The sequence below is a fragment of the Micromonospora sp. RP3T genome (assembly GCF_003027925.1).
Lineage (GTDB): Bacteria > Actinomycetota > Actinomycetes > Mycobacteriales > Micromonosporaceae > Micromonospora.
This window is the reverse complement of the sequence record NZ_PYPS01000032.1, coordinates 21028-39864: the sequence shown is the minus strand read 5'-3', so window position 1 is coordinate 39864 and position 18837 is coordinate 21028. Positions and strand designations below refer to the sequence as shown.

Annotated in this window: 18 protein-coding genes; 11 read left to right on the top strand and 7 right to left on the bottom strand. The window is 74.2% G+C overall.

Features of this window, described 5'->3' with window-relative positions:
- Positions 1-53 precede the first annotated feature (53 nt).
- Both C8054_RS23575 and C8054_RS23570 read left to right on the top strand, forming a co-directional pair.
- Positions 54-383, top strand: a complete 330-nt coding sequence (locus C8054_RS23575) for a hypothetical protein (protein WP_107160265.1) — start codon at positions 54-56, stop codon at positions 381-383.
- Positions 384-426: 43 nt separating this feature from the next.
- Positions 427-1401, top strand: a complete 975-nt coding sequence (locus C8054_RS23570; RefSeq protein ID WP_107160263.1) for a DNA polymerase domain-containing protein — start codon at positions 427-429, stop codon at positions 1399-1401.
- 4 nt (positions 1402-1405) lie between these two features.
- Here C8054_RS23570 and C8054_RS23565 read toward each other — a convergent pair whose 3' ends face one another.
- Positions 1406-1912 (bottom strand): Lrp/AsnC family transcriptional regulator, encoded by a 507-nt coding sequence (locus C8054_RS23565; RefSeq protein WP_107160261.1) that lies wholly within the window; start codon positions 1910-1912, stop codon positions 1406-1408.
- A 72-nt stretch (positions 1913-1984) separates the two neighbouring features.
- Here C8054_RS23565 and pdhA point away from each other — a divergent pair, with 72 nt between their 5' ends.
- From pdhA to C8054_RS23545, 4 genes are all read left to right on the top strand, one after another.
- Entirely contained in the window at positions 1985-3190 is a 1206-nt protein-coding gene (gene pdhA, locus C8054_RS23560) for a pyruvate dehydrogenase (acetyl-transferring) E1 component subunit alpha (RefSeq protein ID WP_199199896.1), read from the top strand.
- Positions 3190-4194, top strand: a complete 1005-nt coding sequence (locus tag C8054_RS23555) for an alpha-ketoacid dehydrogenase subunit beta (RefSeq protein WP_107160256.1) — start codon at positions 3190-3192, stop codon at positions 4192-4194. The genes pdhA and C8054_RS23555 overlap by 1 nt, the downstream gene beginning before the upstream one ends.
- Before the next feature lie 167 nt (positions 4195-4361).
- Entirely contained in the window at positions 4362-5804 is a 1443-nt protein-coding gene (locus C8054_RS23550; RefSeq protein WP_107160376.1) for a dihydrolipoamide acetyltransferase family protein, read from the top strand.
- Positions 5805-6025: 221 nt separating this feature from the next.
- The gene (locus tag C8054_RS23545; protein WP_199199893.1) at positions 6026-7297 is read left to right on the top strand and encodes an Ig-like domain-containing protein; all 1272 of its coding nucleotides are present in this window, start codon (positions 6026-6028) and stop codon (positions 7295-7297) included.
- Between the two features lie 59 nt (positions 7298-7356).
- On the opposite strand, the gene C8054_RS23540 is transcribed toward C8054_RS23545, so the two are convergent.
- Positions 7357-8376: an SMP-30/gluconolactonase/LRE family protein gene (locus tag C8054_RS23540; RefSeq protein WP_107160251.1), complete on the bottom strand. Its 1020-nt coding sequence runs from the start codon at positions 8374-8376 to the stop codon at positions 7357-7359.
- Between the two features lie 228 nt (positions 8377-8604).
- On the opposite strand from C8054_RS23540, the gene C8054_RS23535 reads away from it, so the two are divergent.
- Entirely contained in the window at positions 8605-8958 is a 354-nt protein-coding gene (locus tag C8054_RS23535) for an STAS domain-containing protein (RefSeq protein ID WP_107160249.1), read from the top strand.
- A gap of 55 nt (positions 8959-9013) precedes the next feature.
- Here C8054_RS23535 and C8054_RS23530 read toward each other — a convergent pair whose 3' ends face one another.
- Both C8054_RS23530 and C8054_RS23525 read right to left on the bottom strand, forming a co-directional pair.
- Positions 9014-9382: an FKBP-type peptidyl-prolyl cis-trans isomerase gene (locus C8054_RS23530; protein WP_107160247.1), complete on the bottom strand. Its 369-nt coding sequence runs from the start codon at positions 9380-9382 to the stop codon at positions 9014-9016.
- Between the two features lie 169 nt (positions 9383-9551).
- Positions 9552-10109 (bottom strand): DoxX family membrane protein, encoded by a 558-nt coding sequence (locus C8054_RS23525; RefSeq protein ID WP_199199892.1) that lies wholly within the window; start codon positions 10107-10109, stop codon positions 9552-9554.
- A gap of 216 nt (positions 10110-10325) precedes the next feature.
- Here C8054_RS23525 and C8054_RS23520 point away from each other — a divergent pair, with 216 nt between their 5' ends.
- Positions 10326-11024 (top strand): CBS domain-containing protein, encoded by a 699-nt coding sequence (locus C8054_RS23520; RefSeq protein WP_107160245.1) that lies wholly within the window; start codon positions 10326-10328, stop codon positions 11022-11024.
- Positions 11025-11037: 13 nt separating this feature from the next.
- Here the strand turns inward: C8054_RS23520 and C8054_RS23515 are convergent, their stop codons facing one another.
- Both C8054_RS23515 and C8054_RS23510 read right to left on the bottom strand, forming a co-directional pair.
- Positions 11038-11754, bottom strand: coding sequence for a helical backbone metal receptor (locus C8054_RS23515; protein WP_107160243.1), 717 nt, complete (start codon positions 11752-11754; stop codon positions 11038-11040).
- Between the two features lie 56 nt (positions 11755-11810).
- Positions 11811-12893: a DICT sensory domain-containing protein gene (locus C8054_RS23510; RefSeq protein WP_107160241.1), complete on the bottom strand. Its 1083-nt coding sequence runs from the start codon at positions 12891-12893 to the stop codon at positions 11811-11813.
- A gap of 136 nt (positions 12894-13029) precedes the next feature.
- On the opposite strand from C8054_RS23510, the gene C8054_RS23505 reads away from it, so the two are divergent.
- Both C8054_RS23505 and C8054_RS23500 read left to right on the top strand, forming a co-directional pair.
- The gene (locus C8054_RS23505) at positions 13030-13893 is read left to right on the top strand and encodes a DUF2726 domain-containing protein (RefSeq protein ID WP_107160238.1); all 864 of its coding nucleotides are present in this window, start codon (positions 13030-13032) and stop codon (positions 13891-13893) included.
- A gap of 248 nt (positions 13894-14141) precedes the next feature.
- A complete protein-coding gene (locus C8054_RS23500) occupies positions 14142-15440 on the top strand; it encodes a hypothetical protein (protein ID WP_233220102.1) in 1299 nt (432 codons plus the stop codon).
- A gap of 426 nt (positions 15441-15866) precedes the next feature.
- Here C8054_RS23500 and C8054_RS23495 read toward each other — a convergent pair whose 3' ends face one another.
- A complete protein-coding gene (locus tag C8054_RS23495; protein ID WP_107160371.1) occupies positions 15867-16214 on the bottom strand; it encodes an Lsr2 family protein in 348 nt (115 codons plus the stop codon).
- Positions 16215-16437: 223 nt separating this feature from the next.
- Here C8054_RS23495 and lon point away from each other — a divergent pair, with 223 nt between their 5' ends.
- The gene (gene lon / locus C8054_RS23490; protein ID WP_107160234.1) at positions 16438-18774 is read left to right on the top strand and encodes an endopeptidase La; all 2337 of its coding nucleotides are present in this window, start codon (positions 16438-16440) and stop codon (positions 18772-18774) included.
- Positions 18775-18837 lie beyond the last annotated feature (63 nt).

The following is an 18837-nucleotide window of genomic DNA, read 5'->3' as shown; positions in this document are numbered from 1 at the left end:
CATCGATCCGGCAAGATGTCGCCGGGTCGGGCGGCCCGGCCGGGGAGGTGCGCATGTCGACGGTGGTGCAGGGGCTGCGGGAGGCGCTTGTGCTCTTCGTGGTCGCGGTGGCGGCGATCACGGTGGCGGTCGGCGTCTGGGTGGCGGTCAGCGGCGGCGACTTCGTGCATCGGGTCGGCGTGGCGTTCATGCTGGTCGGGGCCGTGATCGGGATGACCGGCGACCTGACGCTGAGCCGGATCGGCATGCTGCCGGCCCGGTCCACGTTCGGGCTGGCGCCGGAGCGGGAGGACGGCGGCGGCGGCCGGGTGCTCACCGGCGTCGGCATCTTCCTGTTCGTCTCGGTGCCGCTGATCGTGGTCGGGATCCTGCTGATCACCTGACGGATGCCCGCGCGACGGCGGTCGGTGCCCTACGGTGGGTGGGATGGCGACCACGGCGGCCGAGGAGATCCGGGTGGGGGAGCGGCTGGTCCGCGTCTCCAGCCCGGACAAGCCCTACTTTCCCGAGCGCGGGCTGACCAAGCTGGACGTGGTGCGCTATTTCCTCGCCGTCGGCGACGGCGTCCTGCGCGCGCTGCGGGACCGGCCCACCATGCTGGAACGCTGGCCGCGCGGCGTGTTCGAGGGCGCGACGATCGCCACCCGGCAGACCAACCGGGGCGACGCGTTCTACCAGAAGCGGCTGCCGGCCGGGGCACCCGACTGGGTGCGCACCGCGCACATCACGTTCCCCAGCGGACGGACCGCCGACGAGGTGGCGCCGAGCGAGTTGGCGGTGGTGATCTGGGCGGCGAACCTGGGCACGCTGCGGTTCCACCCGTGGCCGGTGTCGACGGCCGACGTGGAGCACCCGGACCAACTGCGCATCGACCTGGATCCGATGCCGGGCGTGGAGTTCGCCCAGGTGGTGCCGGTGGCGCACGAGGTGCGCGCGTTCCTCGCCGAGCTGGGCCTGGCGGGGTACCCGAAGACCACCGGCGGCCGGGGTCTGCACGTCTACCTGTCGATCGAGCCGCGGTGGAGCTTCGGCGAGTGCCGGCGGGCGGTGCTGGCGCTCGGCCGGGAGATGCAACGCCGGCGACCGGACCTGGTCACCACCACCTGGTGGCGGGACCAGCGGGACCGGCCGGTCTTCGTCGACTACAACCAGATGGCCCGCGACCACACCATGGCGTCGGCGTACTCGATCCGGCCCACGCCGCGGGCGCTGGTGTCGGCGCCGCTGGACTGGGCCGAGCTGGACGACGCCCGGCCGGAGGATTTCGACGTGCTCAGCATGCCGGCCCGCTTCGCCGACCGCGGCGACCCGCACGCCGGCCTGGACGGTCGGCGGCACTCGTTGGCGCCGCTGCTGGAGCTGGCCGACCGCGAGGGCCTGGAGTCGCCGCCGGAGCGGTGAGCCGTCAGGCCCAGGGGCTCAGTGTCCCGTCGAACTCCTCGAAGACCAGCCAGGTGCGGGTGGAGAGCACCCCGGCGATGCTCTGCACCCGGTCCAGCACCACGTCGCGCAGCGTGGCGTTGTCCGGCGCGCGGACCAGCGCCAGCACGTCGTGCTCGCCGCTGAGCAGCGCCGCGTGCTCGATGTAGCGCACCTGGGCCAGCTCGGCGGAGACCTCCCGCCAGGTGTTCTGCTCGATGGTGAGCGCGATGTACGCCGAGGTGCCCAGCCCGGCCGGCTCCGGCGCGACCCGCGCGGTGAAGCCGGTCAGCACGCCGTCGCGCAGCAGCCGCTCCACCCGGGCGTACGCGTTGGTGCGCGAGACGTGCACGCGGTCGGCAAGCGTCCGGATGGAGAGTCGGGCGTCCGCGACCAGTTCGCGCAGGATCCGCCGGTCGACCTCGTCGAGCGGGCCGGCCGAACGTCCCGTTCCGCCCGTCGCGCCCGCTGTGGTGCCGGTCTCCTGGCTCACTTGGCTCACCCTCCCGTGCCATTCGTCTCGCGTTCAGCGCGGATGTTGAGTCAATCATCCATGGGCAGGAGCATAGGTCCACCACACGTCCAGGAGGTCCCCGCCGTGACGACCACACCCCAGGCGGTCCGCAGGGCATCCCCGCGTACCCGCCGGCCGGCCACCCCGGCCGTCCCCGACCCGTCGGCCGGCCTGCTGCCGCAGCCCGAGCCGGTTCGGCTGCTGGACCCGGACGGCACCCCGCTGCCGGCCCGCGACGACTACCCGGAGCCGCCGGTCGAGACGCTGCGCGAGATGTACCGGCGGATGGTCGTCGGCCGCCGCTTCGACACCCAGGCCACCGCGCTGACCAAGCAGGGGCGGCTCGCCGTCTACCCGTCCGCCCGTGGCCAGGAGGCCTGCCAGGTCGGCGGGGTGCTCGCCCTGCGCGACTCCGACTGGGTCTTCCCCACCTACCGGGAGTCGATGGCGCTGACCGCGCGTGGCCTCGACCCGGTCGAGGTGCTCACCCTGCTGCGCGGCGACTGGCACTGCGGCTACGACCCGGCCGTCACCCGCACCGCGCCGCAGTGCACGCCGCTGGCCACCCAGTGCGTGCACGCCGCGGGTCTCGCCTACGGCGAGTCGTACCAGGGTCGGGACACCGTGGCGCTGACCTTCATCGGCGACGGCGCCACCAGTGAGGGCGACTTCCACGAGGGGATCAACTTCGCGGCCGTGTTCAAGGCCCCGGTCGTCTTCCTGGTGCAGAACAACAAGTACGCGATCAGCGTGCCGCTGTCCCGGCAGACCGCCGCGCCGAGCCTGGCGTACAAGGGCGTCGGCTACGGCGTGCCCAGCGAGCAGGTCGACGGCAACGACCCGGTGGCCGTGCTGGCGGTGCTGAACCGGGCCGTCGCGCACGCCCGCGCCGGCAAGGGCCCGTACCTGATCGAGGCGCACACCTACCGGATGGAGCCGCACACCAACGCCGACGACCAGACCCGCTACCGGGACGCCGACGAGGTCGAGGCGTGGCGCGACCGCGACCCGATCGCCCGGCTGGAGGCGTACCTGCGGGCCCGGGGCGTGCTCGACGACGCCGCGGTCGCGGCGGTCGCCGAGGAGGCCGAGGCGTACGCCGCCACGCTGCGCCGCCGGATGGACGAGCAGCCGACGGTGGACCCGCTCAGCCTCTTCGAGCACGTCTACGCCGAGCCGACGCCGCAGCTCGTCGAGCAGCGGGAACTGGTCCGGGCCGAGCTGGCCGCGGCTCGCGACGAGGAGGGGGACGCCTGATGGCCACCGTGACCATGGCGAAGGCGCTCAACGCCGCGCTCGCCGACGCGCTGCTCGACGACGAGCGGGTGCTCGTCTTCGGCGAGGACGTCGGCCAGTTGGGCGGCGTCTTCCGGATCACCGACGGGCTGCAGGCCCGCTTCGGCGACAAGCGCTGCTTCGACACCCCGCTCGCCGAGGCCGGCATCGTCGGTTTCGCGGTCGGCCTGGCCATGTCCGGGCTGCGGCCGGTGGTCGAGATGCAGTTCGACGCGTTCGCGTACCCGGCGTTCGAGCAGATCGCCTCGCACGTGGCGAAGCTGCGCAACCGCACCCGTGGCGCGCTCAGCGTGCCGATCGTCATCCGGGTCCCGTACGCCGGCGGCATCGGCGGCGTGGAGCACCACTGCGACTCGTCCGAGGCGTACTACGCGCACACCCCCGGCCTGAAGGTGGTCACCCCGGCCACCGTCGACGACGCGTACTCGCTGCTGCGCGCCGCGATCGACGACCCGGACCCGGTGGTGTTCCTGGAGCCGAAGAAGCTCTACTTCTCCAGCGGCGAGGCGGAGCTGCCGGCGCGTACCGCGCCGATCGGCACCGCCGTGGTGCGCCGGCCGGGCACCGACGCGACGCTCGTCGCGTACGGGCCGGCGGTGCCGGTGGCGCTGGCCGCCGCCGAGGCGGCCCGCGAGGAGGGCTGGGACCTGGAGGTGGTCGACGTGCGCAGCATCGTGCCGTTCGACGACGCCACGGTGACCGCGTCGGTGCGCCGTACCGGCCGCTGCGTGGTGATCCAGGAGGCGCAGGGCTTCGCCGGGGTCGGCGCCGAGATCGCCGCCCGGGTGCAGGAGCGCTGCTTCCACGCGTTGCACGCGCCGGTGCTGCGGGTGTCCGGGCTGGACATCCCCTACCCGGCGCCGATGCTGGAGCACACCCACCTGCCCTCGGTGGACCGGGTGCTGGACACCGTGGCCCGGTTGCAGTGGGACGACCAGCCCGACTCCCGGTGGGCAGCGGCATGAGCGAACGCACCGAGCGGAGCGAGGGCCGTGAGGGCATGCCAGGTCGGCCCGGCATGAGCGAACGCACCGAGCGGAGCGAGGGCCGTGAGGGCATGCCCGGTCGGCCCGGCATGAGTGAACGCACCGAGCGGAGCGAGGGCCGTGAGGGCATGCCCGGCATGTTCGGCATGAGCGAACGCACCGGTGTGGGGACCCGTGACTTCCTCCTGCCGGACCTGGGTGAGGGGCTCAGCGAGGCGGAGATCGTCGAGTGGCGGGTCGCGGTCGGCGACGTGGTCACCGTGGACCAGAGCGTGGTCGAGGTGGAGACCGCCAAGGCCGTCGTCGACGTGCCCTGCCCGTACGCCGGCCGGGTCGTCGCGCTGCACGGCGCGGCGGGTGAGGTCCGTCCGGTCGGCCAGCCGCTGATCACCATCGCGCCGCTCGACGGCGGCGGCACCCCCGACCCGCACGCCACCTACCGCGAGGAGGAGCGGGCCGGCTCCGGCAACGTCCTGATCGGGTACGGCACCGGGCACGGCGGTGCGGGCCGGCGGCGTCGCCGACCCCGCCTGGCGCTCGCCCCCGAACCCGGCGCACCCGCCCCGGCGGCGCCCGGTCCCGCGCTCGCGGCCGGCTCGCCGGCCCGGACCGACCCGCTGACGGTGGCCGCCACGTCGGTCCCGGCCGGGTCGGCGGACCGGACGCCCGATCCGGCGCGGCGCGGTGATCCGGCCTCGGCGCCGCTGGTCATCTCGCCGATCGTGCGGCGGCTGGCCCGGGAGCAGGGGATCGATCTGGCGTCGGTGCGCGGCACCGGGCCGGGCGGCGTGATCCGTCGGGCGGACGTGGAGACGGCGCTGGCCGCACCGGCCGCCCGGCTGGCGGCCGTGCCGGACGCGCCGGAGGCGCACGTCGGGCTCGTCCCGGCCGGCGACGGCGACGTGGTCGTCCCGCTCACCGGCATCCGGAAGGTGATCGCCGACAAGCTCTCCCGCAGCCGCCGGGAGATCCCCGAGGTGACCATCTGGGTCGACGTGGACGCCACCGGGCTGCTGGAGACCCGGGCCGCGATCAACGCCGCCACCCCGGACGCGCCGGTGAGCATCCTGGCCCTGCTGGCCCGCGTCTGCCTCAGCGGTCTGCGGCGGTATCCGCAGCTCAACGCACGCGTCGACACCGAGGGGCAGCGGATCGTGCAGTCCGCCGGCGTGCACCTGGGCATCGCCGCGCAGACCGACCGGGGCCTGGTGGTGCCGGTGCTGCGCGACGCCCAGCGACTCACCACCGGCGAGCTGGCCGCCGCGCTGGCCGAGACCACGGCGGCGGCCCGCGCCGGCACGCTGCCCCCGGCCCGGCTGACCGGCGGGACGTTCACGCTCAACAACTACGGCGTGTTCGGGGTGGACGGCTCCACGCCGATCATCAACCATCCGGAGGCGGCGCTGCTCGGCGTCGGCCGGATCGTGGACAAGCCCTGGGTGGTCGACGGGCAGTTGGCGGTCCGGAAGGTGACCCAGCTCAGCCTCACCTTCGACCACCGGGTCTGCGACGGCGGCGTGGCCGGCGGGTTCCTGCGCCACGTGGCCGACTGTGTCGAACGCCCCGCCCTGCTGATCGCGAACGTCTGATCCCGACGGCCGCAGCCCCCGGTCCGGGTGCTGCGGCCGTCCGCGGGGGAGCGCCACACCCCGGGACGGGCGATACCGGTCGTCGGGGCCGCCGACTCCCGATCCGGCCGCCACCGACCCATTTCACGCAGCCGTTTCCAAGCAATTCCGCCGAAGGCGCCACACCGTGACGACAGGCCTACAGAATGTGGGCTAGGGGGTGCCGAAATGGGGGACGGAATATGTTTGTGAGGCGGCGACTGACGCTTTTCGCGATGACTGTCGCGGTCGCGCCACTCGCGGTCGGCGCGTGCACCGCCGGCCCGAAGTCGGTGGCGAAGCGGGCCGAGGCGGCCCCGCCGTCGGTCACGGTGACGCCGGCCGACCGGGCCCGCGACGTGCCGATCAGCGCGGAGGTGGGCACGAAGGCCAGCAACGGCAAGGTGACCGGTGTCAAGCTGACCGACGACAAGGGCCGCCCGGTGCCGGCCCAGGCGCGGGAGGACGGATCCGGTTGGGTGCCGGACCGCCCGCTGGCGAATTCCCGGACGTACACGGCCGAGGTGACCGTGAGCGGCGATTCCGGGAAGACCACGACGCGGAAGACGACGTTCACGACGATGGCCAAATCCACCAAACCGGCCGTCACCAGCGAATTGTATCTCCAGGACAAGCAGACGTACGGAACCGCGATGCCGGTGGTACTCGGTTTCGATCCGCCCATTCCGGAACAGGCGCGGGCGGACGTGCAGCGCCGGCTGTTCGTCAGGACGGACCCGCCGCAGCCGGGCACCTGGTCGTGGATGGCCGACGGCAAGCAGGCCGAGTACCGGGCGCCGGACCGCTGGAGGCCCGGAACCCGGATCAGCGTGCGCAGCGCGCTGGAGGGGTTGCCGATCGGTAAGGACGCGGTGGGTGACGCCGATCGGGTGGCCACCGCCCGGGTGGGCCGGCAGGTGTCGCTCGACATCGACAACACCACCAAGCAGATGACCGTCTACCAGGACGGCAAGGTGCTCAGGAAGCTGCCGGTCAGCCTCGGCAAGCCGAGCACGCCGAGTTCCAGCGGCACCATGGTCATCATGGAGAAGCACGAGCACACCACGTTCGACACCCGCGGCGAGCCGGACGGCGGCTACGTGGTCGACGTGGACGACGCCCAGCGGCTGACCTGGGGCGGCGAGTTCATCCACTCGGCGCCCTGGTCGGAGGGGGAGCAGGGCTACAACAACACCTCGCACGGCTGCACCAACGTGTCCGCCGCCGGAGCGGACTGGCTGATGGGCATCACGCAGGTCGGTGACCTGGTGACCGTCAAGGGCACCGAGGTGCAGCTCCAGCAGGGCAACGGCTTCACCGCCTGGAACGTGAGCTGGGACGAGTTCGCCAAGGGCAGCGCGCTGCCCGTACCGGCGGGATTGAAGCCCACGCGGAGCCCGACGCCGCACCCGGGCGCGGTGGCCGGCGGGTCGTCGCCCGCGCCCACCCCGTCGGCGAGCAACAGCGGCGGCTGAACCGGGGGAGGAACGGCCACGGGCCGGCCCGCGTCCGCGCGGGCCGGCCCACGTCGACCTCAGTCCAGGTCGACGCGGGCCACGCCGGTCGCGGTCAGGCTGCCCAGCCAGAGCTGCCGGCCGTGCTGCCGGACGCCGGTCACCATCGGGTACGCGCCGCCGGGGCCGTGCAGCGTCCGCAGCACCCGGCCGGCGCCGTCGACCAGCGCGACCAGACCGTAGCGGCGCGGCTGCGGCTGCACCGCCCCGGGCAGCAGCGCGACGAGCTGCCGGACCCGGGGGTGGGGCAGCAACCGTTCCATGATCGGCAGTCGGGGGCTGGGCAGCGCGATCCAGTACGTCCCGTCGCCGACGGCGGAGACATTGTCCGGATACGCCGGCAGGTCGGTCAGCACGGTGGCCCGGCCGGTCGGCAGGTCCACCCGCAGCAGCCGGTGGGTGGCGGTCTCGACCAGCATCAGCGCCGACTCGTCCGGGGTGAGCGCCAGCCCGTTCGGGAAGTAGAGCCCGTCGGCCACCACGTCGGTGCGCCCGGTGCGCCTGTCGTACGCCAGCACCCGCCCGTTGGGCCGGTGCTCCAGCAGGTCCCGCTTCCAGTGCGAGAGCGGGAAGCGGTCGGACGAGTCGGTGAAGAACACGGTGCCGTCCCGGGCGACGGCGGCGTTGTCGGCCAGATGCACCGGCGGCGCGGTGCCGGTCAGCTCGTGCACCGCCCCGGCCGGGTCGACCCGCAGCAGTCCCCGGTACGCGTCGCAGACCAGCAGCCCGCTGTCGACCGGGTCAAGCTCGATGCCGAGCGGCCGGCCGCCGGTCTCGGCGAGCAGCGTCGGGCGGGTGCCGGCCGGCGCGTCGGCCGGCCACCACCAGAGCCGGCCGTCCTCGTCGCCGCTGACCGCCCGTCCCTCGGCGTCGATCACCACGTCCTCGGGGCCGTGGCCGCCCTCGGGCAGCGGCAGCAGGTCGGCCCGGTCCAGCCGGGTGTCGGTGGCGGCCCAGGCCCCGGTCAGCGGCGGCGGCACGGTGGCCGGCTCGCGGACCGGGCGGATCAGCAGGGGGACGCGCGGGCGGGGAACGGCCATCGGCTCATTGTGGCCCGCCCGACGCGGCGCGGGGGAGTCCGCCGCGGCGTGTCCGGTCCGCCGGTCCGTCCCACGGTGGTCGGGGGCGCTGCCCGCGGGCGGCTCGACCCGGGCCGGCGAGCGGCTGCGGGATGACCCTGAGACGGCTCGGGGTCGGCACCCGGGTGCAACCCGGAACCCCGGCGCCGAGCAGCGGAAACTGTCGGTGGGCGAGGGTAGGTTCGGGGCATGACGGAGGACCGCTTCCAGGTGGCGACGGAGGTGCTCGACCACGTGGTCGAGCTGCGTCCGGTCGGCGAGATCGACATCGCCACCGTGGCGGCGTTCCGGTCCGCGTTGTGGGCCGCGCCGGCGCGGCCGATGGTGCGGGTCGACCTGTCCGGCGTGCGGCTGCTCTCCGCCGCCGGGGTGCGCACGCTGGCCGCCGCGCACCTGCGGGTCCGGGCACGCGGTGGCGAGCTGGTGCTCGTCGATCCCCCGCCGATGGTCGCCCGGGTGCTGCGGGTGACCGGCCTGCACCGGGTCGTGCCGGTGCGCGAGTCGGGCCCCGCGCGGGAGCTGCTGGCCTGCGCCGCGGCCTGACCACGGGACCGGGCCGCCGGCATCGCGCCGACGGCCCGGCGGCCGGTGGAGAGGCTCAGCGCACGCCGAGCAGGTCCACCACGAAGACCAGCGTCTCGTTCGGCTTGATGACGCCGCCGGCGCCCCGGGCGCCGTAGCCCAGGTGCGGCGGGATGGTGAGCCGCCGCCGGCCGCCCACCTTCATGCCGATCACGCCCTGGTCCCAGCCGGCGATGACCTGGCCACCGCCGAGCGGGAACTCGAACGTCTCGCCCCGGTTCCACGACGCGTCGAACTCGCGGCCGGTGGAGTGGGCCACGCCCACGTAGTGCACGCTGGCCAGTTGGCCGGCGTGCGCCTCCGGGCCGTCGCCGACCGTGATGTCCTCGACGACGAGATCGGCGGGCGGCGCGCCCTCGATCGGGCCAACCTCGGGCTTCTCCATGAGCGGGTCTCCTCGGTGCTGACGGTGTGGTCACCGTCGATCCTGCCGGATCGCGACCGGCCGATACGCGCCGGTCCCCCCACCCGGGCCGCGTCGGCGGGGCGGAGCCGGGCGCACGACGGGGCGGGCGCCGCCTGCCGGCGACGCCCGCCCCGGGGGCGACCTGCGCTCACTTCAGCCAGGGGAGGCGCTGGACCAGGGGGAGCTTCGCCCAGGCCCGGCCGAGGCCGAGGGTGTTGCCGGCGCCGACCAGAGCCAGGCCGGCGAGCAGGCCCGCGTAGATGAGGTGGTCGTCCATGACGGGGTTGTTCTCCGGGGGCAGCACCGCCGTCCACATCAGCACCAGGAGCAGCCCACCGGCGACGGCGGCGATCCGGATGCCGATGCCGAGCAGCAGGGCCACGCCGATGCCGAGCAGGCCGAGCATGAACAGCCAGTCCGCCCAGGCCGCGCCGGCGATGTCGTGGTAGACGCCCTCGAACGGGCCGGCCACGCCGAAGCCGAGGAAGCCCTTGGTCGGGCTGCCACCGTTGATCCAGGCGTTCTTCGCCGGGGTCTCGTGGCCGAGGCCGAACATCTTGTCCAGGAACGCCCAGAGGAAGATCCAGCCCAGGGCGATCCGCAGCCCGGCCCAGACGAACCGGGTGGCCTTCTGGCGGGGGGTCTCGACCGCCGGAGCGATGGTGTCGGCGGGGGTCCGCTCGATTGTCGCGGTCATGGTGTCCACGTCCCTTCTGTGCCTCGCACCGCGCTTCCCGGTGGCAGTTCCATTCCACCGGCGCGCGGTGCCCGGGAGCAGGGCCGTCGGGGCCCTCGGGACCGGGCCGTTGGTCCCGTCCCGACCCGGTCCGGTCGACCCGCCCGGGACCGGTCCGCCGCCCCTGCCGCGCCGTCCGTGGGCCGCCTAGCGTCGTCGGTGAGGGACCCGTGCGAGGAGGTCGTGATGAGGACATGGCAGGTGGCCGACGTGATGACCAGGGACGTCGCGACGGTGGACACGGAGACGCCGTACCGGGACGTGGTGGACGTGCTGGTGCGGGAGCGGGTCAGCGGGGTGCCGGTGGTGGACTCGTTCCACCGGGTGCTCGGCGTGATCTCCGAGGCGGATCTGCTGCACAAGGTGGAGTGGTCCGGCCGCCTCGAGGAGCGCCGGGTGTTCGAGGGGCGGCGCCGGCGGGCCGCGCGGGAGAAGGCGGGCGCGCTGGTGGCCCGGGACCTGATGACCGCGCCGGCGGTCACCACCCACCAGCGGGCGTCACTGCCGGCCACGGCCCGGCTGATGGACCGGGAGGCGGTCAAGCGGCTGCCGGTCCTCGACGACCTCGGCCGGCTGGCCGGCATCGTGACCCGCGGCGACCTGCTCCGGGTGCACCTGCGCAGCGACGCGGAGATCCGCGAGGACGTGGTCCAGGAGGTGCTGCGTCGGGTGCTCGCCGTCCGGGACGGCCTGGTCACGGTCCAGGTCCGCGGCGGTGAGGTCACCCTGGACGGACGGCTGGACCGGCGCAGCGCCGTCGAACTCGCCGGCCGGCTGGCCGGTCAGGTCGCCGGCGTGGTCGCGGTGCACAACGCCGTGGCGTACGACGTGGACGACACCACGCTGATGGAGCTGGACCCGGTGCACGCCACCCCGGTCGCCTGACCGGGTCGCCGCCTCAGACCGGCGTGGCGAGCTGCGCGGCGAGCAGTGCCGGCGCCTCGGCCAGCGACGGGCCGTACCAGGTGAGGTGCCGGCCGGAGACCAGCGCCGCCGGCACCCCGGGGAACGCCTCCGGCCCGTCGTCGGCGGTGAACCGGTACGGCTCGTCCGGCAGCACCACCAGCTCCGGCGACCGGGCGCGCAGCGCGTCGAGGGTCGGGCGCGGATAGCGTTCGGGGTCGTCGGCCCAGGCGTTGGCCACGCCGAGCCGACCCAGCACGTCCCCGGCGAACGTGTCCCGGCCCAGCACCACCCACGGGCGGCGCCACACCGGCACCACCGCGGTCCGGAGGTGCCCGGGGACGGGCGGCGCGGCCCAGGCCCGGCGGGCCGCCCCCAGCCAGGACGGTTCGACCGACACGCCGAGCGCCTCGACCAGCGCGCCGAGCTGGTCGAGCGCCTCCGGCACGGTACGCGGGAAGGTGACCCGCACCGGCACCCCGGCCGCGCGCAGCGCCTCCGCGTCGGCCAGCCGGTTCTCCTCCTCGTTGAGCAGCACCAGATCGGGCGCGAGGTCGAGGACGCGTTCCAGGTCGGGATACTTCGTCCCGCCGACGCGGGCGACGTCCAGCCCGGCCGGGTGCGTGCACCAGTCCGTGGCGCCGACCAGCACCTCCGGCCGGGTCGCCGCGACCGCCTCGGTCAGCGACGGCACCAGCGACACCACCCGCACGACGTGCTCCCCTCGTTCCGGCGCCCGTGGCGTGAGCGTGGCGGGCGGACGACCGGTCAGCGGACGCCGGCCGGGGCGGGCTCCGGCGGCAGACCCGCCACCGGCACCCCCTCCCGCACCGCCCACTCCACGGCGGCCCGCAGGTCGTCCGTCGGCAGCGGCCGTCGGGTGGTCACCGCGACCGCCGCGTGCATCGTGTACGCGACGAACGGGTACGACCGCGCCAGCGCCGAGATCGCCTCGTGCAGCCGGCCCACCACGGCCAACGCCTCCGGTTCGGAGAGCGCGGGCAGGACGAGGTGGAACTCGTTGTCGGCGACGCGTACCGCCCGGTCCACCGGCCGCAGCACGCCGGTGACCGCGCCGAGCACGGCCTGGCCCTCCCGGGCGGTGCTGCGTCGGCCGAAGCGTTCCGGCGCGCCGGCCGGCTCGTCGACCCGCAGGCCGACCAGCGCCACCGGCAGCGTGCCGGAGGCGGTCACCCCGTCCGTGCCGGTCCACCGGCGCAGGGCGGGCTCGTCGAGCATCCCGTCCGTCGGCTCGACCGGTCGGGCGTTCCGGTCGCCGCGCCGGGCCAGCAGCCGTAGCGCCGCCTCGGCCCGGGACTCGCCCGGCCCGGCCGGGATGTCCCGGACCCGGGCGACCGCCTCGTCCAGCGCGGTCCGGGCCGGGCCGGGCAGCCGCTCGGCGAGCTGTTCGCGCAGCCGGATGACCTCGTGCAGCGCCGCGTCGCGGCGGAACCCCCAGCGACCGTCGAAGAGCCGGCCGGCCTCCAGCGTCGGCGCGGGCGCGACCTCGGCCCGGTCGTACGCCACCAGCGTGCCGCCGAAGCGTGGGGTCAGCGCCACCACGCTCCACTCCCGCGCCAGCTCCTCCGCCTCGTCCAACGCCACCCCGTACACCCGGTCGGGCAGGTCCGGTGGCGGGCCGCCGACCATGGCGACCACCGTGGCGGCGGCCCGGTCGGCGATCCGCCGGTAGATCTCCCGTTCCCGGGCGAAGTACGGCAGCCGCTGGAACAGCGCGAACACGACGAGCGGGCCGTCCTCCGCCTCGGCCAGCGCCGCTCGTTCGATGGCGTGGGATACGGCGACGAGGCTGCGTTTGGTGAATCGCTCCGGGGTCCGTCCGCTGTGCACCCGCCGAGCCTAGAGGGCCGACCCCGACGGCGCACCGCCCGACGGGGTGCCCGGATTCCGCCGCACCGCCGAAGCGACCGCCATGATCGACGCCATACACTCGGACGTCGACCGAGCGACGGACGGATTGTGCGAGATGACCAGCACCGGCAGCGTGGCCGCCTCCTGGCTGCGGCCGATCCCGACCGCCACGCCGGCGCGGCTGGCCCGCGCCGGCCACGTCGGGTACGCCGACCGACGTCTCGGTGAGCTGGTCCAGGGCCGGCCGCCCGGCGTCACCGGCAGCCAGTGGAGCACCGCCGGCCGGGCCGTCCTCGACCTGGTGGTGTGCGCCGCCGACACCGGTCGGCCACGGTTCGCCGTCCGGTTCGCCGCGCCCGCGCCGGACGGTTCGCCGGCCCGCCGCGCCGAGCGGCTGACCGACGCGGTCTGCGACGCCGTGGGCCTGCCGCTGCTGCGTGTCGAGTCACCGACGCTCGGCGGCGAGCAGGTTCGCCGGTTCGTCGAGTACGTGCTCGACGCCCGCGCCTACGCGGCCGGCACCGGGCCGGACGCCGGGGAGACGGTCGGGTTCCGCGACATCGTGGGCCGGTTGCCGGACGGCCGACGCGGCCCGGTCAACGACCTCGGCGCGGTGGCCCGCGCCGCCGCGGTCGAGGCGTACGTGGCGGGCCGGCTGGCCGACCCGATCGTGCGCGGCCTGCACGTGCGGTGGTCCGGTGGCCCGGCCGAGGGCTGGAGCTGGGTCGAGGTGCGGCCCGGTCGCTGCCGGGTGGAGCGGGTGCGACTGACGTCCCGCGACTTCTCCTGCGGGGTGGATCCGGGCCGGCTCGCCGAGGACCTGGCCGCCACGGCGTTGGGGGAGAAGCTGCGCGACCCGGCCGCCGACGAGGCGTCCCTGATGGACCGGACCGAACTGCGCGAGCAGGTGCGGCGCCTCGCCGCCCGGCGGGAGTCCTTCGACGGCGGCTTCGCGTTCGACCATCTCTGCGTCGACTGACCGGCCCGCTCCGGCCACCGGCCGGCCCACCGATTTTTTTCCGATCTCCGGTTGAACCTTCGCCGTCGGCGCTCCGTACCTAAGCGGGAATGGACGCAGATCTTCCGCCGCGCTCGGACGGCGCGGAGACGGTGCGGAAAGGGCACCGTCGGCCATTGACGCGCGGCTCCGACGTCGCAGTGATCCCACCCCGAAGAATTCCGCCGGGATCACCAGTCAACTACCGGATCGAGAAGGAGAACAATTCGATGCGCAGGTCCACACGGGCGCGCCGGTCATCCGGTAACGCGCGGAGCAAGCGGATGCTGGCCGTGGTCGGCACGCTCGCGGTCTTCGGCGGCATCGTCGCCGTCACCCAGATCTCGTCCGCCCAGGACCGGCGGACGACCACCCGCGCGGCCTCGGCGTCCTGCGTGGCCCCGAGTGCGGGCGCGACCGCGCCGGGCGGCCAGGGCAGCACCACCCGGACCTGGCAGAACGGTCGCTGGGTCCGGAACCACTGGGGTGACGGCCAGATGTCGGCGGCCGAGTGCCAGCAGACCAAGGGGGGCGGCGCGGGCGCCGGCACCCCGACCGTGACCTGCCCGGACGTGAAGAGCAAGCTGCCGCAGGTGCCCGCCCGGGCGCGCGCCGAGGTGGACCGCAACCTGGCTCTGCTGGACAGCCAGATCGCGGAGGCGAACCGACGTCTCGCGGCGGACGGCCGCAACGGCGGCGACTTCATCAACAACGCGATCCTCCGGCCGCTCGCCGACAAGCGGACCGCGACGGTGAACCGGATCGCCACCGCCATCGGGCGGGGCGGCCAGCGTCCGCAGGGGCTGGACAAGCTCGCCCCGTGCGCGCTGGCCGACAACGCGCAGAACGGCGGCAACACCGGCGGGGCCAACAACGGCGGTCAGAACGGCGGCAACACCGGCGGCCAGAACGGTGGCAACAACAACGGTGGCCAGAACGGCGGCAACAACAACGGCGGTGGCCAGAACAACGGCGGCAACAACGGCCTGAACGTGCTGGCCAAGGACTGCGCCAACAGCAAGTTGGAGGCGCACAACGGCTTCCAGAACGGCAACCGGTGCGTGAGCACCGCGTTCGGTGAGGTCGGCGCCGCGGCGAACAACCCGTCGCTGCTCATCACGCAGTTCCCCAACCAGGTGCAGCGCAACCAGCCGTTCACGCTCCGGGTCACCACGAGGAACCTGGTGCGGGACCGCTTCCTCGCCGCCGGGCAGGGCGGTTACTACCTGGAGAGTTCGCTGCTCAACGACCAGGGTCTGGTCCGTGGTCACTTCCACACCGCGTGCCGGATGCTCGGCAGCACCCGGCAGCCCCCGAACCCGCAGGACGTGCCGGCCTTCTTCGTCGCCACCGAGGACGGCCGGGGCGGGTCCCAGCCGGACGACGTGCTGATCCAGATCCCGGGTCTGCCGGATTCGGGCCTGGCCCAGTGCTCGGTCTGGGCCGGCGACGGCTCGCACCGGATCCCGATGATGGAGCGGGCGAACCAGACCCCCGCCATCGACGTGGTGCGCATCCAGGTCAACTGACCCGCTTGCCGACGGCCGGAGCCGCCCGGGTACGCCCGGGCGGCTCCGGCCGCTTCGCGGCCGGGTCGGTCGGGCCGCGTCGTCGGTGGTCCTACCGGGCTGGAGTCGTCGGTGCCGTCGCCCCGGTGTGCGGCCGGTGGCGCGCCGCCCGTCGCGCAAGCGCGCGGCGGCGCTGTCCGCCCGACCGTCCGGCGGCCCCCGGGTGCCGACGACGGGGCCCCGGGGGCGGCCCGAGCGCCGGCCGCGTCGTCGCTGCGGTCAGCACGAAAGGCTGGGTGCGGCAGGTGGCGCACCGTGCGGTGCGCGCGCCGAGAAAGTTGCTGCCGAGTCGATCGAGCCGGATGAAAATTGTCGACCAAAAAAGCCGGTCGGGGCCCCGCTGATTCCCAGCGTGACCCCGTGGCGCCCGACCGTGAACCGGGAGCCTCAGCGGCTCTTGTACGCCTCCACCACGGAGACCGGGATGCGCCCGCGCTCGGAAATCTCGTAGCCGTTCTTGGCGGCCCATTCGCGGATGGCGCGGTTCTGCTCGCGGTCCATTCCCGAGGTGCTCGGCCGGGTGGGGCGCCGCGCCGCGCGGCCGGCGTCGACGGGTCCGCGGCCGATGCGCCGGCCAGCGTTGATGTACGGGTCCAGCGCTTTACGCAGGACGCCCGCGTTCTCGTCGGAGACGTCGATCGTGTAGGCCACGCCGTCCAAGCTGAACTCGACGGTCCGATCGGCCTTTCCGCCGTCGAGGTCGTCCGTCAGAACGGTGATTACTTTCCTTGCCATCGCCATTACTCCCTGTGTCGGGCGGGGTGTGGCTAAGAGTTTGACCTACCTGGCGGTAATTCCGCAACAATACCCGACACTTTCCATTCGGCGGGTCGGGGTAAACGATGGACCGTCAATAGGTGCGGAGTGGGTGGGACGTGGCGTGGGTCACAAGCTGGAACAAGGTGCACGGTTTGTTACTTGAGCCAGACACGCTCAACCAACTGATGGCAGGTGTTCGATGGCAACTCTTCCGGTACTTCCCCTGACCGACGCCGTCCTGCTGCCCGGGATGGTCGTCCCGGTGACCCTCGACCCGACCACCCAGGCCGCTGTCGACGCGGCCCGCGCCACCGGCGACAAGACGCTGCTGGCGGTGCCCCGCATCGACGGCGAGTACGGCTCGGTCGGCGTGGTCGCCACCCTCGAGAAGGTGGGCCGACTGCCCAGCGGCGAACCGGCGGCCGTGGTGCGTGGCATCACCCGTGCCCGCATCGGCTCCGGCGTACCCGGCCCGGGCGCGGCGCTCTGGGTCGAGGCGACCACCCTCGACGAACCCGCGCCGGCCGGCCGGGCCCGGGAACTGGCCCGCGAGTACCGCGCGCTGATGACCTCGGTGCTCCAGCAGCGCGGCGCCTGGCAGGTCATCGACGCCATGGAGCGGATGACCGACCTCTCCGAACTGGCCGACTCGGCCGGCTACGCGCCCTGGCTCAGCCTGACGCAGAAGACCGAGCTGCTCGCCGCGCCGGACGTCACCGCCCGGCTGGAGCTGCTGGTCGGCTGGGTGAAGGAGCACCTCGCCGAGCAGGAGGTCACCGAGCAGATCAACACCGACGTCCGGGAAGGGCTGGAGAAATCCCAGCGGGAGTTCCTGCTCCGGCAGCAGCTCGCCGCGATCCGCAAGGAACTCGGCGAGGACGAGCCGGACGGCTCCGCCGACTACCGGGCCCGGGTCGAGTCCGCCGACCTGCCGGACAAGGTCCGCGAGGCGGCCCTGCGCGAGGTCGGCAAGCTGGAACGGGCCAGCGACGCCTCGCCCGAGGCGGGCTGGATCCGTACCTGGCTGGACACGGTGCTGGAGATGCCGTGGAGCACGCGTACCGAGGACAACACCGACCTGGCCGCGGCCCGGGCGGTGCTCGACGCGGACCACGCCGGCCTGGCCGACGTGAAGGACCGCATCCTGGAGTACCTCGCGGTGCGCAACCGCCGCGCGGAGCGCAACCTCGGCGTGGTCGGCGGACGCGGCTCCGGCGCGGTGCTCGCCCTGGCCGGCCCGCCCGGCGTCGGCAAGACCAGCCTGGGCGAGTCGGTCGCCCGGGCGCTGGGTCGCACGTTCGTCCGGGTCTCGCTCGGCGGGGTGCGGGACGAGGCCGAGATCCGGGGCCACCGGCGCACCTACGTCGGCGCGCTGCCCGGCCGCATCGTGCGGGCGCTGCGTGAGGCCGGCTCGATGAACCCGGTCGTGCTGCTCGACGAGGTCGACAAGCTGGCCGTCGGCTACGCCGGCGACCCGGCGGCGGCCCTGCTGGAGGTGCTCGACCCGGCGCAGAACCACACCTTCCGCGACCACTACCTCGAGGTCGACCTCGACCTGTCCGACGTGCTCTTCCTGGCCACCGCCAACGTGGTGGAGAACATCCCCGGCCCGTTGCTGGACCGGATGGAGCTGGTCACGCTGGACGGCTACACCGAGGACGAGAAGGTGGCCATCGCCCGGGACCACCTGCTGCCCCGGCAGCAGCAGCGGGCCGGGCTGACCGCCGACGAGGTGACCGTCGCCGACGAGGCGCTGGCGCTGATCGCCGGGGAGTACACCCGGGAGGCCGGCGTCCGGCAGCTCGAACGGGCCCTGGCGAAGATCCTGCGCAAGGTGACCGTCGCGTTGGCGTCCGACCCGGCGCCGGTCCGCGTCGACACCGCCAACCTGGCCCGCTACCTGGGTCGGCCCAAGTTCACCCCGGAGTCGGCCGAACGTACGGCGGTGCCCGGCGTGGCCACCGGCCTGGCGGTCACCGGCGCCGGCGGGGACGTGCTCTTCATCGAGGCGACCAGCATGGAGGGCGAGCCGGGCCTGACCCTCACCGGTCAGCTCGGGGACGTGATGAAGGAGTCGGCGCACATCGCGCTGTCCTACCTGCGCTCCAACGGACGACGCCTCGGCATCGACCCGAACACCCTCGCCGGGCGGCGGATCCACGTGCACTTCCCGGCGGGCGCGGTGCCGAAGGACGGTCCCAGCGCCGGCATCACCATGGTCACCGCGCTGGCGTCCCTGGTCACCGGCCGGCCGGTGCGGCCCGAGTTCGGGATGACCGGCGAGGTGACACTCTCCGGCCGGGTGCTGCCCATCGGCGGCGTGAAGCAGAAGCTGCTCGCCGCGCACCGGGCCGGCCTCACCGAGGTGATCATCCCGAAGCGCAACGAGCCGGACCTGGACGACCTGCCGGCCGAGGTGCGCGAGGCGCTGACCGTGCACACCCTCGCCGACGTGGCGGACGTGCTCGCGCTGGCGCTGCGTCCGGCCGAGGTGGACGCCCAGAGCCTCGGCGGCCAGCCGCTCACCGCGGCCTGACCGGCCCCGTCGAACCCCCGTCGCCCGCCGGGCGGCGGGGGTTCGTGGTGCGGAAGGCGGGAG

Excerpts from the sequence above, each read along its gene's own strand:
- C8054_RS23500 (WP_233220102.1), top strand. The coding sequence starts at position 14,142 with ATGCGCAGGTCCACACGGGCGCGCCGGTCATCCGGTAACGCGCGGAGC.
- C8054_RS23520 (WP_107160245.1), top strand. The coding sequence starts at position 10,326 with ATGAGGACATGGCAGGTGGCCGACGTGATGACCAGGGACGTCGCGACG.
- C8054_RS23575 (WP_107160265.1), top strand. The coding sequence starts at position 54 with ATGTCGACGGTGGTGCAGGGGCTGCGGGAGGCGCTTGTGCTCTTCGTG.
- C8054_RS23530 (WP_107160247.1), bottom strand. The coding sequence starts at position 9,382 with ATGGAGAAGCCCGAGGTTGGCCCGATCGAGGGCGCGCCGCCCGCCGAT.
- C8054_RS23495 (WP_107160371.1), bottom strand. The coding sequence starts at position 16,214 with ATGGCAAGGAAAGTAATCACCGTTCTGACGGACGACCTCGACGGCGGA.
- C8054_RS23535 (WP_107160249.1), top strand. The coding sequence starts at position 8,605 with ATGACGGAGGACCGCTTCCAGGTGGCGACGGAGGTGCTCGACCACGTG.
- C8054_RS23550 (WP_107160376.1), top strand. The coding sequence starts at position 4,362 with ATGAGCGAACGCACCGGTGTGGGGACCCGTGACTTCCTCCTGCCGGAC.
- C8054_RS23555 (WP_107160256.1), top strand. The coding sequence starts at position 3,190 with ATGGCCACCGTGACCATGGCGAAGGCGCTCAACGCCGCGCTCGCCGAC.
- lon (WP_107160234.1), top strand. The coding sequence starts at position 16,438 with ATGGCAACTCTTCCGGTACTTCCCCTGACCGACGCCGTCCTGCTGCCC.
- C8054_RS23545 (WP_199199893.1), top strand. The coding sequence starts at position 6,026 with ATGTTTGTGAGGCGGCGACTGACGCTTTTCGCGATGACTGTCGCGGTC.
- C8054_RS23505 (WP_107160238.1), top strand. The coding sequence starts at position 13,030 with ATGACCAGCACCGGCAGCGTGGCCGCCTCCTGGCTGCGGCCGATCCCG.
- C8054_RS23570 (WP_107160263.1), top strand. The coding sequence starts at position 427 with ATGGCGACCACGGCGGCCGAGGAGATCCGGGTGGGGGAGCGGCTGGTC.
- C8054_RS23540 (WP_107160251.1), bottom strand. The coding sequence starts at position 8,376 with ATGGCCGTTCCCCGCCCGCGCGTCCCCCTGCTGATCCGCCCGGTCCGC.